Genomic DNA, 17176 nt, shown 5'->3' on the forward strand with positions numbered 1-17176 from the left:
TTGTTTTGTTTTATTTGAACCTACTCAGGCGCATTACTAGCAAAAACGTGATCCCAAACAGGATCTACTGGGCTAAAGTCTTTTTTGCAGCGTGAAATGCTGAATTCAAGCCAAAAATCGGGCTGATGAGTGACAGATTTGTCTGAGTGAGTAGATGCGAGTAGACTGCATCCCCTGTTTGATTTCGGAGTTAACCACCATGAGCGAAACGGCAAGCTGGCAGCCGAGTGCACCTATCGCCAATTTGTTGAAACGCGCAGCAATAATGGCAGAGATCCGGCGCTTTTTTGCCGATCGTGGCGTATTAGAAGTTGAAACGCCAACCATGAGCCAAGCGACAGTGACGGACGTTCATTTAGTCCCATTCCAAACCCGGTTTGTTGGCCCGGGCGCTGCCGATGGTATGACGCTGTACATGATGACCAGCCCGGAATACCACATGAAGCGCTTGTTGGCGGCAGGCAGTGGATCTATCTATCAATTGGGGCGCAGTTTCCGCAATGAAGAAGCTGGCCGTCATCACAATCCTGAATTCACCATGCTGGAATGGTATCGCCCACATTATGATATGTATCGCTTAATGAATGAGGTTGATGACCTGTTGCAGCAAATACTGGATTGTAATAGCGCTGAAACCTTGTCTTATCAGCAAGCATTCCTGCGCCACTTAGACATTGATCCATTGTCGGCAGATAAAGCACAATTGCGTGAAGCCGCGGCAAAACTGGATTTAAGTAATATTGCCGATACAGAAGAAGATCGCGATACGCTATTGCAGCTGCTGTTTACCGTCGGAGTCGAGCCACACATTGGCCGCGATAAACCCGCCTTTGTTTATCATTTCCCCGCGTCTCAAGCTTCACTGGCGGTGATCAGCACTGAAGATCACCGAGTAGCAGAACGTTTTGAGGTTTACTTCAAAGGTATTGAGTTAGCGAATGGTTTCCATGAGCTGACTGATGGTGATGAACAACTGCAACGTTTTGAGCAAGATAATCGCATTCGAGCCAAACGGGGTTTACCGCAGAACCCAATTGATATGAACCTAATTGCCGCCTTGAAACAGGGCTTGCCGGATTGCTCAGGAGTGGCGTTAGGTGTTGATCGTCTGGTGATGCTGGCGCTGGGGGCGGAAAGATTAGATGAGGTTATCGCATTCCCAGTAGGGCGTGCTTAATAACCCCTCGCCCTTGGCGCCGCAGCGGTGTTCGCTACGTTCACGAACCCGAATCACTTACTGATGTAAGCTCATCGGGATTAATGAACTTGCTGCCTTGCTGCAACACCAATGACTTTGGGTAATATTCCTGATTATTGGGCCTGACTCTTCACAGAGTCAGGCCATTTTTCTATCGATACGTCAACTTAACTTACAAGCTACCCGGTGTGCGGCCGCGCCCTGAAGTAATAGTGCGGCCAGCGCCACGCCCCAGTGTTTCCAGCCGAGCCTGGAAGGGTGGGAATGGCAGAGTAATGCCGTGCTCACGGTAACCGGCCAGAATCAACTGGTGGATTTCATGGCGCAGTGGCATACGATGTCCCATTTCGGCGGCGTAAATACGCAGTTCGAAAATCTGAATCCCTTGTTGAAGATCAACCAGATAGACCTCGGGTGCCGGGTTATCCAATACCAAGGTACAGCGGCGTGCAGCAGTAAGTAACACCTCAGTCACTTCCTCACTGCTGGTTTCAGCCGGAGCCGGCACTGTGAGTACCACACGGGTAATTGAATCCGACAGTGACCAGTTAATAAATTGCTCAGTAATAAATGCCTTATTCGGCACGATAATTTCTTTGCGATCCCAGTCAGAGATAGTTGTGGCACGGGTATTGATTTTGGTCACGCTACCGGTGAGATCACGTATGGTCACGGTATCGCCGATACGGATTGGTTTCTCGAACAAGATGATCAGACCAGAAACAAAGTTGGCAAAAATTTCCTGCAAACCGAACCCCAAACCTAAACCAAGTGCGGCAACCAACCATTGGAATTTCGCCCACTCGATCCCTAACATAGAGAAACCGAGCAAGCTGCCGAACAGGATCAACAGATATTTGGTGATGGTGGAGATGGCATAGCCCGTCCCCGGCGTCAGATCCAGATGCTGCAATAGCGCCAGTTCCAGTAGGGCAGGCAGGTTGCGCACTAGCTGGGTAGTCACAACCATCACTAAAATAGCGATCAGCAGTGATCCCATGGTGATCGCCTGCACCGACTCAATACCGTTAATGGTGGATGACACATCCCACAGGCGAATATTTTCCAGAAAACCAAAAGCTGAATGAATCTCAGACCACAATGCTATCACTGAAACCAAGGCGATCATCGTCAGGATCGATCGCACCAGACGTAGAGATTGGGCGCTGATCACATCCAGATCAATGACCGGTTCCTCAACATCAATGGACCCTTCGGTACTGTTATTGTGCGGCGTATCTTCTTCACCGCGGGCGCGCTGCGCCAGAATATCGGCTCGCCGCTGCTTAGCTCGGTCAAAAGCAATACGGCGGCGCTGAATCAGCATCCAACGGCGGATAATATGGTAAACCACCAACAAGAAGAACCAGATGGCAACCGAGGTTTCCAAACGCGCCAGTAGCGCCTGTGAGGTGGTGAGATAACCGAGCGCCGAGGCCAATGCCGCAATCAGTGGGGCAGATAGCAGTAGCCCCCATAACGCCACGTTAATGATGTTCTCGCCCGAGCCTTTTTTATCCAGATAGAGTGGAATACCGGCTCGTTTCAGGCTATTGGTCACCAGACTTAAGGCAACACACAGCAAAATAAAGCACAGGCGGCCCAGGGTACCAGCGAATTCACGGTCATTATAATTCTCGAATGTAATCAGTGCCATCATCAATGGGATAATCAACCACACTGACATGCGATAAAAACGCATTGCCCGCCCGACCTGCGCCGGTGACCAGCGGAAGTGGGTGATAAACAGGCCATGAGGATGTGCAAACGAGGCACTTATCATAAACAGCCACAGTACTGGCACGGTGGCAGTGACGGCATTACCAATGGCGATCGCCATCGGATATGACCAAGCGTTTTGCAGGCCATAGCCGAGCGCGGCCCACAATACTGGTAGCGGCAGCGCCATCAGAATTGACCAGAAAACGGTACGTAATGTCAGGGAGAAATGGTCTTGCGTAACCTTACCCACCCGGCTGCTAGCACGCTCCAGGAAGGCATGATAGTGGCGACGCAAGCTGATACTGAAACCGACAAACAGCAAGGCTGCGCTGATCGGTAGCAGTGTCTCTTGGCTGGTCATCATCATGACGAACGCGCCACTTAACTGCGAAAGTGTATCCAGCGACAGTAAGCGGGTCAGGTCATGGGCAACGTTAATCGGGTAAGACAGTGATATTGGGCTGACATCTGCGACCCAAAACAGATAACGGTGAGTGGCCTCGCGAACTTCACTTAGCGCATCCACCAACTGACTGTTGGCCACTTTCAACTTGGTTAATTCTAGAATCTGGGTGTCATAGCCAGACAGCAGAGAATTCAGCAATTCGCGCTGTGTGCGCCATTGAGCATCAAGGATCCGCTGCTGTTCGGTGGTGAGCGGTGTACCATCATTTTGCTTTAATTTGACATTTTGCTGCTGTAACTTCTCCAACATGTCTTCATATTGCAGACGTTGAACCCGCAACTGCGCCATATCACGATCCAGTTGCTGAGATTTCGGTACGTCAGGCAATCTTGCAACTTGTGCCCGCAGTGTTTCCCCCAGTGCGGTTGAAACGCCCAGCCACTGGGCCTGTTCACGAATAGTACTGAGAGCCTGCCGGACTTGTTGGGTTTGGGCTACCGCTTGCCGTTGTTGCGAAGAGATCAGATCAATGCGTTGCGCCTGTTGATTTAGCGCTTGGGATAGCTCGCGGTTGATTTGCAGTTGCTGGATGATTGACTCAGGTAAATCGCCCCCTTGTTCCGCCAGTAACTCGGTGCGCTCAAGTGCCTGTTCAGCCGCCTGCTGACGCTGGTTATTGAGATTATTACGTAAGGTTTGGAGCTGAGCATCAACCCGTTCTTGACGCTTTTTGTATAACTCGGCGCGCAGCCGTGACAGCTCTTGCCGGTTGTTGGCTGAGAGCTGAGAAAGCTCCAGTTCATTGGCTTTAGCCTTACGGGCCACGGCTTCTGCTTGTAGTAATGCAAACTGTGCCTGTGCGACCGGATTGGCGGGGTTACTTTGTGCCTGAAGGCGGGTGCTGATTTCAGTCAGAATTCGCCGAGCTTCTGATTGCTGCTGAGGCAACTGGCTGAGGGATTCACTGATTTCCCGCGCCCGATCCTGTTCTTGTTGCGACAGACGGCTTAATTCCAACAACTGGCTGCTGATTTGCAGCACTTGTTGTTCCAGTTCGGAGGTAGACATGTTACTGGGTACGGGCAGGGGTTTATCCCCTTCTTGCGCCAGTTCCTGGCGTAACTCGCGGGTCAGTTTGGGGAAGTCATCAATGGCTTTTTGATACTGCTGGGCGCGGATATCAGACTCTTTTGCATCCGCCAGCCAACTAAGAGCCGATTGCAGCGCCTGAACAATTTCGGTCTGATTTGGCATCCCTTTATTGGTTTCAGCCTGTTTCAGCTCTTGTCTGAGCTGATCTTCATTAGGCTGAGTTGCCGCATGCAACGGCAAAGACAGCAGCATGACAAATGACAGTAACAGGCCAAAAGAGAGTGATTTACCAAAAAATCGAGAAATTATTAGGCGCACGTAAGGGTTCCTTAACATCGATTACGTTTATACCCGTCATACTTCAAGCTGCATATGCATTGGCTGCTCTCGCTCACCCGAATCATTGACTAGCGTCAACTCATCGGGTTTATTCGCTTGCCGCCTTACTGCAACTCGAATTACTTAGGGTATAGCAGTAGGGACGGCTTCGGCTAATACTTCACCCATGCGGGTAACAGAACCACTGTTTAACTGTGGTGCTAAATAGACTTTACCTTCAGCAAACAGGTTAATCACTGTCGAGCCTAACTTAAAGCGGCCCATTTCTTGCCCTTTTTCCAGCACTACCGCGCCTTCAGTTCCTGCTTGCGGATAGGTCCATCGGCGAATCACACCTTCTCGTGGCGGGGTAATGGTGCCAGCCCAGACGGTTTCTATGCTGCCAACAATAGTGGCACCTACCAGAATTTGTGCCATCGGGCCAAAAGCGGTATCAAAGATGCAAATAACACGTTCATTACGTGCGAAGAGATTAGGCACATTAGCCGCAGTCAATGGATTGACCGAGAACAAATCACCTGGCACATAAATCATTTCGCGCAAGATACCGTCACACGGCATATGGACGCGATGGTAGTCACGTGGAGCCAGATAGGTGGTGACAAAATGGCCATTTTGGAACTCAGCAGCCAACATATAGTTACCGGCGAGTAGGGCTTCCAGCGTGTAGTTGTGGCCCTTTGCCTGCAAAATTTGCCCGTCATGAATTGCGCCTAACTGGCTAATAGCGCCGTCGGCAGGTTGGGCCAAGAGGTTTTCTTCCGCTACAACAGGGCGCACACCCGCGCGCAGTGGGCGCACAAAGAACTCATTAAACGAACGATAAGCAGAGAACTCAGGGTCCTGGGCTTCCTTCATATCAACATGGTAGTAGCGGGCAAATGCCTTGATCACCAGTTGGGTCAGCCAGCCACCTTGCTTATCTGCCCCCCAGCCTGCCAAACGAGTCAGGCCAAGTTTTGGGAGTAAATATTGTAATCTGATTTTGATACTGTCCAGCACGTAGACCTCTGGGTAAACATTAAAATTAATGAGGGGGCGCATAATACCCGTCGCCCTTCAAGATACAGGGTGTTGGCTGCCTCACACCAGTCACTTACTTGAGTAAGCTCCTGAGGCTTCGCTCAATTGCCGCCTACCTGCATCTTGAAGTCACTGGGTATATATCTTTCTGCGCCCACAGTTTTTAGCTAAAGCATGTTCAACAGGACTATCGAGACATCATTTCTCGTCGCTATCAGATGTCTTACGCGGCTTCGCCTGTTCCATACTTTCCAGGATTCGATGGTAATTATCGAAACGCTCTTCAGCGATTTTGCCTTGTTCTACCGCTTCGCGCAGTGCACAACCGGGATCGGTGGTATGGCTGCAATCACGGAATTTGCAATGGCCGAGATAATCACGGAATTCGACAAATCCTTGAGTGATTTGTTCCGGTGCCAGATGCCAGAGGCCAAATTCACGCACCCCCGGTGAGTCAATCACATCACCGCCTTGCTGGAAGTGATATAAGCGGGCTGCGGTGGTGGTGTGCTGACCCAGACCTGAATTACCCGATACCGTATTGACCAGAATTTCGTTATCCGTTGGTGGTAACAGGGCATTCAGCAGGCTGGATTTACCCACGCCGGACTGACCGGCAAAGATACTGATGCGCCCAGCCAGTGCCTTTTCAAAGGCTTCCATCCCTTCACGGGTTTGACTTGAGACTTCCAGCACGTTGTAGCCAATGCGACGGTAAATCTCCATCATGCCATCAACGAATTTACGGCCATCGGCATCCAGTAAATCGATTTTGTTCAACACAATTAACGGTTCGACTTCCAGTGTTTCACAGGCCACCAGATAGCGATCGATAATATTAAGAGAAAGTTCAGGTAAGATCGCCGAAACGATCACGATCTGATCGATATTTGCGGCGATCGGTTTCACGCCGTCGTACAGATCAGGGCGTGTCAGCACGGATGTACGCTCATGTACGGCTTCGACAATGCCTTTAACCCGCACACCTTCCTGAGCTTGCAAGCCTGGGCGCCAGACCACACGGTCACCGGTAACCAGTGATTTAATGGTACGGCGGATGTTACAACGGTGTTGAACACCATCGGTGGCTTCGACATCGGCGTGCTGGCCGAAACGACTGATTACGATACCTTCTTGCGCATCGCCAAGCTGAGAGTCATCTAACTCAGGTTTTCTATCAGTGCGTAGCCGACGCTGATGGTTTGCCTGCACACGGCGTTGTTGACCTTTCGACAGTTTATTCTTACTCACTGCGCCTCACTTGAATCTGCATTAATACCCTTCATACTTGAAGCCGCTGGGGCTACTCGCTTCACTCCCCCGCATCGGTGTAATCTTATCGGGATTCGTTTACTTGCTACCTACCTGCAACGCCAATTTCTTTGGGTATATCGCTGGTTGCGACCAAAAGGGCTATGATACACATTATTTTATCAATTAACCGTTTGTTCGGTAGTCTCACCCGCTAACAGGCAGGAAATATTATGGCAGAGAATCAAAATAATCTGATCTGGATCGATCTGGAAATGACCGGTCTTGATCCTGAGCGCGATCGGATCATTGAGATAGCCACTCTGGTCACCGATGCTAATCTCAATATTCTAGCCGAAGGCCCAGTATTGGCGGTTCATCAGTCGGATGAACAGCTTGGGCTTATGGATGAATGGAATGTGCGTACCCATACCGGCAGTGGTTTGGTGGAACGGGTTAAAGCCAGCCCATTTAGCGATAGTGATGCTGAATTACAAACCATTGAATTCTTGAAACAGTGGGTTCCAGCAGGCGCTTCACCTATCTGTGGTAACAGTGTGGGCCAAGACCGCCGCTTCCTGTTCCGTTATATGCCAGAGCTTGAAGCTTATTTCCACTACCGCTATCTGGATGTCAGCACGCTAAAAGAGCTGGCACGCCGCTGGAAACCAGAGATTCTGCCGGGTTTCAAAAAACAAAATACCCATCAAGCACTAGACGATATCCGTGAATCTGTGGCTGAGCTTGCCTATTACCGCGAGCATTTTATTCAATCTTGATCCCCTGCGGCCTTGAAGCAGCAGGGATAGCCGCGCTTACACTCCTGCTGTTTCAATAACTTTGGGTATATACTTTGCCCGGCGCTGGTAAAAACGCCACATTGCTGTTTTAATCGTCACTTGAACCAAAAAATGATTTTTTTGCTTTTAGGGGCTTGCGGCAAAACGGATTTCTCGTATAATGCGCACCCCGTACCGATGAAGAATTCGCAAACATGCGCAGACCGATTTAGTACGAGTTAAGTGTAGAAAACGTTGTAAAAAGTAAGACGGCACCAAGCGGGAATAGCTCAGTTGGTAGAGCACGACCTTGCCAAGGTCGGGGTCGCGAGTTCGAGTCTCGTTTCCCGCTCCAATCTTTAACCATAAAGATAGTGACCGGCAGTACAGCAGCTTTAGTTCAGAAGTCAGAAATATAAGTGATACGTTGTTATGACGTATGGCAGCGACGCGGGAATAGCTCAGTTGGTAGAGCACGACCTTGCCAAGGTCGGGGTCGCGAGTTCGAGTCTCGTTTCCCGCTCCAAAATTTATTTCTGAATAAGCAGTAAATATCAAATGCTGTCACATACAGCAGGGTGCAAAAGCATCTCAATGCGGGAATAGCTCAGTTGGTAGAGCACGACCTTGCCAAGGTCGGGGTCGCGAGTTCGAGTCTCGTTTCCCGCTCCAAAATTTTTATTCAATTCTATTATTTTTATCCACAGCTACATAACGCGCCATGCCGCGTTGTACATACAATGTATTAACTTCGTCAACAGACTTATCCACAGATTCTGCTTTTTTTATATCCAGCTCATATTTTATCCACTGCGCAACCCTCTTTCATATCTCTTTGATTTAGCGATATATATTTTTCTGTGAAAACGTTATACCGATCACTTGCGCTTTTTTTCGCACTTGATTGCCAAGGTGTTTTTATTTTTATGCACAGGAAAACTCCGAGTTCATTCATTATAAAAATACATAAAAAAAAGCCATACCAAACAGCATATAGTTTCAGGTAAAGGGGGATATCAGGCATCCCGTGGTAGGCCTTTCTCAATAGCCCGCACCAGCCTTTTTTTCTGTGGCGATTGAACATCCACAATCAGTGTAGACCGTCTTTTCAATTGTTGTGAGATTGACCACTCAATATGTTCATCTAACATTGGATCAATCCCGCGGCGCGCTTCCAGTGCCAATACAATACTGTCGAGATAGGGGGCATTGCCCAGTGCGACCGAGATATTACGTAGCCAGCGTAGGTGACCAATGCGGCGGATGGCGGAACCTTCCGTAACCCGCAAAAATTTCTCTTCATTCCAGGCAAATAAATCCAATAACTGTGGCGTGTGTAGCACGGCGCGTGGGCTGAAATCTTCCTCATCAGTTAATTGTGAGAAGCGGTTCCAGGGGCAGATAAGCTGACAATCATCACAGCCATAAATACGATTTCCCATTAGTGGACGAAATTCTTCTGGTATCGCCCCTTCAAGTTCAATGGTCAGGTAGGAGATACAGCGGCGAGCATCAACGGTATAGGGTGCAACGATAGCGCCGGTCGGGCAGGTGGTGATACAGGCAACGCAACGGCCACATTGCTCCTCTTGCGGCTTATCAATCGGCAGCGGCAGATCAATTAGTAATTCGCCAAGAAAGAACCAGGAGCCTGCATCACGATTTAAAATCAGTGAGTGCTTACCAACCCAGCCAATCCCTGCTTTTGCAGCTAATGACCGCTCCATAATGGGGGCAGAATCGACAAATGGGCGGAAATTGATGTCACCGTGAGCCTGCTCCAGACAGTAACTCTGAATCATATCGCCCAATCTTTTCAGCCGCTGGCGCAGCAATTTATGATAATCACGGCCCAGCGCATAGCGACTGACATAACCTAACTTAGCATTGTTCAATGTGCTGGCAAATGCAGCCTTGGCAGGGAGATAATTCATCCGCACGCTAATCACCCGTAAGGTTCCGGGTAATAATTCATGGGGCCGCGCGCGCAGCATACCGTGGCGAGCCATCCAGGCCATCTCGCCATGATATTGTTTATCAAGCCAAGTTTGTAACCGCGGTTCTTCCGCAGACAAATCCGTATCGCAGATACTGACTTGCTGGAAACCTAGCGATTGCCCCCATTGCTTGATATGTTGGGCTAATTGATTCAGATCGAGGGGGTGTGCCATGACGGACCATAGTAAGAAACAAATCGGTGTCAGCTTACCACACTCTGTTTTTTCTGCGGACTGGGTACGCCAGAACGAGGTCGTGGCCGCGGCACACTTTTCTCTAACGTTGTTTGATCTGATGGTCAGAGCGGGCGATGCGGCCTTTGAACTGGCGCGTAAACAGTACCCAGCGGCGCGTCACTGGTTGATATTGTGTGGCCACGGTAATAATGGTGGCGATGGTTATATCGTTGCGAATCGGGCATTAGCCGCGGGGCTGAATGTTACGCTTATTGCCTGCCCCGGCAATCGGCCATTACCCGCACAAGCGCATCAGGCGCAATCCCAATGGTTGGCGGCAGGTGGCATAATTCACCAGCCTGAGACACCGTGGCCACAACATGTTGATTTGATTATTGATGCATTGTTGGGTATTGGCCTGCGAGCGGCACCGCAAGGCGTTTATGCTACGCTGATTGACACCGCGAATCGCCATCGGGCCGCAAAGATTGCCTTGGATATTCCTTCTGGACTCAGTGCCGACAGTGGTGCTGCTCTCGGATCGGTTATTCGCGCAGACCACACCCTGACTTTTGTCGCGCTGAAACCGGGTTTGCTCACCGGTCAGGCCCGTGATTGGGTGGGGCATTTACACTGCAATGACTTGGGGCTGACAGCATGGCTGCTCACTCAACCGCTACAAATTGAGCGAATGACCGCAGATCACCTACCGCAATGGCTACAGCCACGCCGCCCTTGTGCTCATAAAGGGGAACATGGCCGATTGTTGCTGGTGGGCGGAGATAAAGGGCTGGGAGGTGCGATTCGCATGGCCGGTGAAGCCGCTCTGCGCAGTGGGGCTGGCTTAGTGCGAGTGCTCACTCACATTGAGCATGTGGCACCGATTCTGGCGGCAAGGCCAGAGTTGATGGTACAAGAGTTAACGCCGGAAACTCTTGAACAAGGTATTGGCTGGGCTGATGTCCTGGTTGTCGGTCCAGGGTTAGGGCAGTCCGATTGGGGCCGGAATGCTCTGAATTTATTGCAACAAAGTGATAAACCAGCATTATGGGACGCAGATGCGCTCAACTTGCTGGCATTAAATCCACATAGGCGTCAGAATCGGGTATTGACCCCACATCCAGGGGAAGCTGCTCGTCTGCTTGGTTGCCGCGTCGCTGATATTGAGAGTGACCGCTTACTTTCGGCCCGAAACATCGTTAAACAATATGGTGGTGTGGTGGTATTGAAAGGTGCTGGTACCCTGATTGCCAGTGAGCAGGGCGAGATGGCGATCGCTGATGTTGGTAATGCAGGGATGGCCTCCGGCGGCATGGGGGATATTCTGTCCGGTATTATTGGTAGTTTGATAGCACAAAAGCTGGTGCTGTATGATGCTGCCTGTGCAGGTTGTGTCGTGCATGGCGTTGCCGCAGACAAACTGGCTGAAGTTCAAGGCACCCGGGGTTTACTGGCAACAGATTTACTGTCAGTTATTCCGAAGTACGTTAATCCTGAGTTAGCAAGATAGATATCACAGAATGAAAGAACTCGTTTTACCTCTGCCTGATGAGGCAGCGACCGTTGCATTAGGGGCTAGTTTGGCCCATGCCTTCAATGGTGCTAGCGTTATTTATCTGTTCGGTGACTTAGGTGCCGGAAAAACAACTTTCAGCCGCGGCTTCCTTCAGGCCCTTGGCCACATTGGTCATGTTAAAAGCCCTACTTATACCTTGGTTGAACCTTATGCGTTAACTCCAAGACCGGTTTACCATTTTGACCTATATCGTCTGGCGGACCCTGAGGAGCTGGAGTTTATGGGTATTCGTGATTATTTCGATGAGCGGGCAATTTGCCTGGTGGAATGGCCACAGCAAGGTGAGGGGTTCTTACCTCGGGCCGATATAGAGTTACATTTGGCGTATCAGGCTGAAGGGCGTGAAGCCCGTCTGGTTGCCCTTTCTGATGCGGGTGCGGATGTATTGCGCCGTTTAGCTGCTGTGCAAGGATAATTTGATAATGATGCATAGCTTGATGCTAATAAATCGCTACCAACGATCGTTTACCGCAGTCATGTTGGTTATGGTGAGTTTATTAAGCCTACCTTCCGCCTTGGCTATGAAACTCACCGATATTAAGGTGAACAATGGCCCGACGGAAAGCCGGGTGACGCTCAGTTTTGATGGTAAACCGATTTATGCCTTTTTCTCGTTGAGTTCGCCTGAGCGAGTGGTGTTGGATGTCCGCCAAAGCGGTAATCTCTCTGGTTTACCCTTGGAGTTCAGTGGGCAGAATCTGCTGAAAAGAATTCGTTCCAGTACCCCGAAAGATGAGCAAAGCACCCGTCTGGTGCTGGAATTGACGCAAAAAGTTAAAACCCGCGCGGTGACACAGCAGTCGGGCAGTAACTACACGGTGGTCATTACCATGACCGCAGACGCCCCTGCTCGTCAGGTACAAACCACGTTAAGCTCAAACAGTACGTTAAGCTCAAACAACACGTTAAGCCCAAACAGTAGGCCACTCAGCCAAACCAATACCCCTAGCCCGAATGCTGGGCGTTTGACGCCGCCGGTCAATAACGTGAATACGACACCGCGCGTGACCAGTTCAAACACCACATCGGAGGCTAAAAACCCGTTTAACAATAAGCCGACCGTGGTTGTCAGCAGTGATACCGTCACCACCAATACCGCCCGCCCGATTAAAGCCAGCCGTGTTGCTAATAGTGATCGTGTAGTGGTGGCAATCGATGCCGGTCACGGTGGGCAAGACCCAGGTGCAATCGGGCAAAATGGCCTGAAAGAGAAGAATGTCACGATTGCCATCGCCCGCCGACTTGAAGCATTGCTTAATAGCGACCCGATGTTTAAACCGGTTTTAACCCGCAATGGCGATTACTTCATTTCGGTGATGGGCCGTTCGGACGTGGCCCGTAAGCAGGGGGCTAACGTGCTGGTTTCTATTCATGCGGATGCGGCACCTAACCGCAGTGCTACTGGGGCTTCGGTCTGGGTTCTGTCAAATCGCCGTGCTAACAGTGAAATGGGCAACTGGCTGGAACAGCATGAGAAACAATCTGAATTGCTCGGTGGTGCCGGTGACGTGTTGGCGAATACCGCGTCAGACCCCTATTTGAGTCAGGCAGTATTGGATCTGCAATTCGGCCACTCCCAGCGGGTGGGCTATGACGTAGCGACCAAGGTGCTGCGTGAGCTACAAACAGTAGGTGACATTCATAAACGTCGGCCTGAACACGCCAGTCTTGGGGTGTTACGTTCACCGGATATTCCATCGTTATTAGTGGAAACCGGCTTTATCAGTAATAGTACGGAGGAGCGGCTGCTTGGCAGTAGCGCGTATCAGGAGAAGATTGCTCAGGCCATTTATAAAGGCTTGCGCAGTTATTTCCTCGCGCATCCGCTACAAGCCGACCCAAAGGTCGAAAACCGTCCGCTAATAGAAACAGCGGCGGTTGATTCTTCAGTGCAGCGTTCAAATGTTAATCAGCCAGAACCGATTGTCAGCAATGCGCAAAGCGGCAGAGTTTCTGCCGTCAAGCCTGTGGCGACAGGGAAAAGCCAAATCCATAAAGTACAACGTGGTGAAACCTTATCCGGCATTGCGAGCCAATACGGCGTCAGCATGGCGCTATTGCGGCAAAATAATACGCTGAAAAATGATGTGGTGTGGGTGGGGCAGCGTTTGAAAGTGCCGGCATTGGGCAGCACGGTAACGGCAGCGGCACCAAAAAACCAAACAATTGCTAAAAACAAAACAGTAAAACATCTGGTAAAACGCGGTGATACGCTATCAGCCATTGCGGCCAGATATGGCGTGTCGATGAGTGAGATTGAGCGGGCGAACAAGATAAAGTCAGGTAATGTCCAGCTAGGGCAAACCCTCACGATCCCACAATCGTAAGCGAAAGGAACTGCTATGCCGATTCATATTCTGCCACCACAGCTTGCTAACCAAATTGCCGCCGGTGAAGTGGTAGAGCGGCCTGCGTCGGTGGTTAAAGAGTTGGTAGAAAACAGTCTGGATGCAGGAGCTACCCGGATTGATATCGATATTGAACGGGGTGGCGCCAAACTGATTCGTATCCGCGATAATGGCTGCGGCATCGGCAAAGAAGATTTATCACTGGCGCTGGCGCGCCATGCCACCAGTAAGATAAGTTCGCTAGAAGATCTGGAAGCTATCCTCAGCATGGGCTTTCGTGGCGAAGCACTGGCCAGTATCAGTTCAGTCTCACGTCTGATTCTGACTTCCCGCACTGCTGAACAAAATGAAGCCTGGCAGGCTTATGCGGAAGGGCGTGATATGGCCGTCACTATCAAGCCAGCGGCGCATCCGGTGGGGAGTACTCTTGAAGTGCTGGATCTGTTTTATAACACGCCAGCGCGCCGCAAATTTATGCGCACTGAAAAAACCGAGTTCGGTCATATTGATGAAGTGGTGCGGCGCATTGCGCTGGCGCGCTTTGATGTGGCAATAAACCTGAGTCATAACGGTAAGTTAATGCGTCAGTACCGCGCAGCCCCTGACCCTTCACAGCACGAGCGTCGGCTGGCGAGCATCTGTGGCCCGGCTTTTTTGCAGCATGCACTGGCCATTTCCTGGCAACATGGTGATTTGACTATTCGTGGTTGGGTGGCTGATCCTGCCGCCAGTCGTACACTCAGTGAAATGCAGTATTGTTACGTCAATAATCGCATGATGCGTGATCGGTTGATTAATCACGCTATCCGTCAGGCCTATCAAGATTTACTCAAAGATGATCAACAACCCGCTTATGTTTTGTATCTGGATATTGATCCGCATCAGGTGGATGTAAATGTGCATCCGGCGAAACATGAGGTGCGTTTCCATCAGGCGCGGTTGGTACATGACTTTATTTATCAGGCTGTTACCACTGTTTTACAGCAGACTGCCTCGCCAGTGCTAAATATCAATGAAGATGGTGAAGAGATAGAAGCACCCCGCTGGCAGCCGGAAAACCGTGTGGCGGCGGGGGGGAATAAATATGCGCAACCAGAGCCTGCAAAAGCGCCAGCGGCAGAACGGACACGGGTTTCAGATAAAGTATCGTCTTCAGAACCCACGCTAGCGGCAGCGCGGTCTCCTGCCCGTGAACAGGCAGCACCTGGCTATAGCGCTGGGCAACCCTACCAAAAGCAGCAAGGCGAATTGTATCGTCAATTGGTGCAACCCGCCGCTGTGAGCCAAGCCGTAGAACAGCCTGCATCGGTGCCAGCCCCGCGCTTTGCATCAGCAGATGAACCACTTCATGGTGATTATTACAGCTTTGGCCGAGTATTAACGGTATTCCCACCTTGCTATGCTTTGATTGAATATAAGCAAGGTGTGGCATTATTGGCACTGACTGTTGCCGAGCGCTGGCTGAAACAAGCTCAACTGAATCCGCCAGCCGAGGGTTTACGCCCTCAGCCATTACTTATTCCATTAAAACTGACATTAGATAAGAATGAGGCCGCAGCCTGTCTGCGCCATCAGAACTTATTGGTTACTATGGGGATAGAATTGACCGTTGAGCAGACAAGAGCCACTTTACGTGCGGTATCTTTACCATTACGCCAACAAAATTTACAAAAACTGATACCGGAACTGTTAGGCTATCTGTCGCAGCATGAAGAGATATCGCCAGATGTTCTGGCCACATGGATTGCCCGCCACCTTGGCAGCGAACATGAGGTTTGGAATATGTCTCAAGCGATACAGTTATTGACGGATGTGGAACGTCTTTGTCCGCAGTTGGTGCAATCACCGCCTGCTGGATTATTACAACCTATTGATATAAAGGCTGCATTGGCAACCCTAACACATGAATGATATTGAAAATCTAGACCGGCCACCGGCAATTTTTATTATGGGGCCTACCGCTTGTGGTAAAACAGCGCTCTCCATTGCGCTTCGCCAGCGGTTACCTGTGGAGTTAATCAGCGTCGATTCTGCCTTGATCTATCGTGGCATGGATATCGGCACGGCGAAACCCAGTGCTGAAGAACTGGCGTTAGCACCACACCGGCTGATTGATATCCGTGACCCGGCTGAATCCTACTCAGCCGCTGATTTCCGTAAAGATGCATTGAAAGTGATGGCCGATATTACCGCTGCCGGGCGAATTCCGCTGCTGGTGGGGGGGACCATGCTGTATTTTAAAGCGCTGTTGGAAGGATTATCTCCGTTGCCACCCGCAGACCCACAAGTGCGCGAGCATATTGAACAGCAGGCCGCTGAGCTGGGTTGGGAGGCATTGCATCAGCAATTGGCCAAGATAGACCCAGTTGCTGCGGCGCGAATTCATCCTAATGATCCCCAACGGCTCTCTAGAGCACTGGAAGTTTTTTTTATTTCAGGTAAAACTTTAACGGAACTGACTAAAATTTCGGGTGAAACCTTACCCTATCGGGTTCACCAATTTGCGATTGCGCCTGTTAGCCGGGAACTGTTGCACCAGCGGATTGAATTACGTTTTCATCAGATGCTGGATGCAGGGTTTGAAACAGAGGCTAGGGCGCTTTTTGACCGCGGTGATTTGCATACGGATTTGCCTGCCATTCGTTGTGTGGGATACCGGCAGATGTGGTCTTATCTGTCCGGTGAGATTGATTACGACGAAATGGTTTACCGTGGAGTTTGTGCGACACGTCAACTGGCAAAGCGCCAAATGACTTGGTTACGGGGCTGGAGTTCAGTTCAGTGGCTCGACAGTGATAAGCCGGGAGAGGCTTTAGACTCTGTAATACAGGTTGTTAGTGCATAGGTTGAATGATTGTGTACAATTGATTAGTACTCAACGCGCGGATTTTTTTTACGCAGTTTATTTTCGAGCCGATAGGTTCTTAGTTAAAAACAACAAGCAAATAAGGAAAATATAGAATGGCTAAGGGGCAATCTTTGCAAGATCCGTTCCTGAACGCATTGCGTCGTGAACGGGTTCCGGTTTCTATTTATTTAGTGAATGGCATTAAACTGCAGGGCCAAGTTGAGTCTTTTGATCAGTTTGTCATTCTGTTAAAAAACACAGTCAGCCAGATGGTTTATAAACACGCCATCTCTACTGTAGTGCCTTCTCGCCCGGTTTCGCATCACAGCAATACGCCGAGTGGAAGCACCAATAATTATCATGGTAGTAATCCGTCTGCGCCGCAACAACCGCAGCAGGATAGCGATGACGCTGAATAAA

12 protein-coding genes and 3 tRNA genes are annotated in these 17176 nt (G+C 50.2%); 11 read left to right on the forward strand and 4 right to left on the reverse strand.

Going from position 1 to position 17176, the window contains the following annotated elements; all coding sequences use genetic code 11:
- Positions 1-199: 199 nt before the first annotated feature.
- The gene (epmA, locus tag Q2T72_RS02185) at positions 200-1177 is read left to right on the forward strand and encodes an elongation factor P--(R)-beta-lysine ligase (protein ID WP_083160989.1); all 978 of its coding nucleotides are present in this window, start codon (positions 200-202) and stop codon (positions 1175-1177) included.
- Between the two features lie 193 nt (positions 1178-1370).
- Here the strand turns inward: epmA and mscM are convergent, their stop codons facing one another.
- From mscM to rsgA, 3 genes are all read right to left on the reverse strand, one after another.
- Positions 1371-4754 (reverse strand): miniconductance mechanosensitive channel MscM, encoded by a 3384-nt coding sequence (gene mscM / locus Q2T72_RS02190; RefSeq protein WP_102970487.1) that lies wholly within the window; start codon positions 4752-4754, stop codon positions 1371-1373.
- A gap of 126 nt (positions 4755-4880) precedes the next feature.
- Positions 4881-5759 carry an archaetidylserine decarboxylase gene (gene asd / locus Q2T72_RS02195; protein WP_083163920.1) on the reverse strand — a complete coding sequence of 293 codons (879 nt, stop codon included), beginning with the start codon at positions 5757-5759 and terminating at the stop codon, positions 4881-4883.
- A gap of 219 nt (positions 5760-5978) precedes the next feature.
- The gene (gene rsgA, locus Q2T72_RS02200; protein WP_005187493.1) at positions 5979-7031 is read right to left on the reverse strand and encodes a small ribosomal subunit biogenesis GTPase RsgA; all 1053 of its coding nucleotides are present in this window, start codon (positions 7029-7031) and stop codon (positions 5979-5981) included.
- A gap of 233 nt (positions 7032-7264) precedes the next feature.
- On the opposite strand from rsgA, the gene orn reads away from it, so the two are divergent.
- The 4 genes from orn to Q2T72_RS02220 all read left to right on the forward strand — a co-directional run bounded on the left by orn (position 7265) and on the right by Q2T72_RS02220 (position 8482).
- The gene (orn, locus tag Q2T72_RS02205; RefSeq protein WP_005187496.1) at positions 7265-7810 is read left to right on the forward strand and encodes an oligoribonuclease; all 546 of its coding nucleotides are present in this window, start codon (positions 7265-7267) and stop codon (positions 7808-7810) included.
- Between the two features lie 279 nt (positions 7811-8089).
- Positions 8090-8165, forward strand: a tRNA-Gly gene (locus tag Q2T72_RS02210).
- Positions 8166-8260: 95 nt separating this feature from the next.
- A tRNA-Gly gene (locus Q2T72_RS02215) sits at positions 8261-8336 on the forward strand.
- Positions 8337-8406: 70 nt separating this feature from the next.
- Positions 8407-8482, forward strand: a tRNA-Gly gene (locus Q2T72_RS02220).
- A 344-nt stretch (positions 8483-8826) separates the two neighbouring features.
- On the opposite strand, the gene queG is transcribed toward Q2T72_RS02220, so the two are convergent.
- Positions 8827-9981 (reverse strand): tRNA epoxyqueuosine(34) reductase QueG, encoded by a 1155-nt coding sequence (gene queG, locus Q2T72_RS02225; RefSeq protein ID WP_372568571.1) that lies wholly within the window; start codon positions 9979-9981, stop codon positions 8827-8829.
- Between queG and nnr the strand changes: the two genes are divergently transcribed.
- The 6 genes from nnr (at position 9980) to hfq (ending at position 17175) form a co-directional block, all read left to right on the forward strand.
- Positions 9980-11494, forward strand: a complete 1515-nt coding sequence (nnr, locus tag Q2T72_RS02230; protein WP_372568572.1) for a bifunctional ADP-dependent NAD(P)H-hydrate dehydratase/NAD(P)H-hydrate epimerase — start codon at positions 9980-9982, stop codon at positions 11492-11494. The two genes, queG and nnr, sit on opposite strands and share 2 nt — an antisense overlap.
- Positions 11495-11504: 10 nt before the next feature.
- Positions 11505-11975, forward strand: coding sequence for a tRNA (adenosine(37)-N6)-threonylcarbamoyltransferase complex ATPase subunit type 1 TsaE (tsaE, locus tag Q2T72_RS02235; RefSeq protein WP_083160981.1), 471 nt, complete (start codon positions 11505-11507; stop codon positions 11973-11975).
- A 61-nt stretch (positions 11976-12036) separates the two neighbouring features.
- A complete protein-coding gene (gene amiB, locus Q2T72_RS02240) occupies positions 12037-13887 on the forward strand; it encodes an N-acetylmuramoyl-L-alanine amidase AmiB (RefSeq protein ID WP_372569844.1) in 1851 nt (616 codons plus the stop codon).
- Between the two features lie 15 nt (positions 13888-13902).
- Positions 13903-15819, forward strand: a complete 1917-nt coding sequence (mutL, locus tag Q2T72_RS02245; protein ID WP_083160979.1) for a DNA mismatch repair endonuclease MutL — start codon at positions 13903-13905, stop codon at positions 15817-15819.
- Complete coding sequence (gene miaA / locus Q2T72_RS02250) at positions 15812-16753, forward strand: tRNA (adenosine(37)-N6)-dimethylallyltransferase MiaA (protein WP_083160977.1); 942 nt, start codon at positions 15812-15814, stop codon at positions 16751-16753. The genes mutL and miaA overlap by 8 nt, the downstream gene beginning before the upstream one ends.
- Before the next feature lie 116 nt (positions 16754-16869).
- Positions 16870-17175, forward strand: coding sequence for an RNA chaperone Hfq (gene hfq / locus Q2T72_RS02255; protein WP_002209151.1), 306 nt, complete (start codon positions 16870-16872; stop codon positions 17173-17175).
- Position 17176: the final 1 nt, after the last annotated feature.

It is taken from the genome of Yersinia sp. 2466 StPb PI (assembly GCF_041538325.1).
In the GTDB taxonomy this organism is placed as follows: domain Bacteria; phylum Pseudomonadota; class Gammaproteobacteria; order Enterobacterales; family Enterobacteriaceae; genus Yersinia; species Yersinia enterocolitica_E.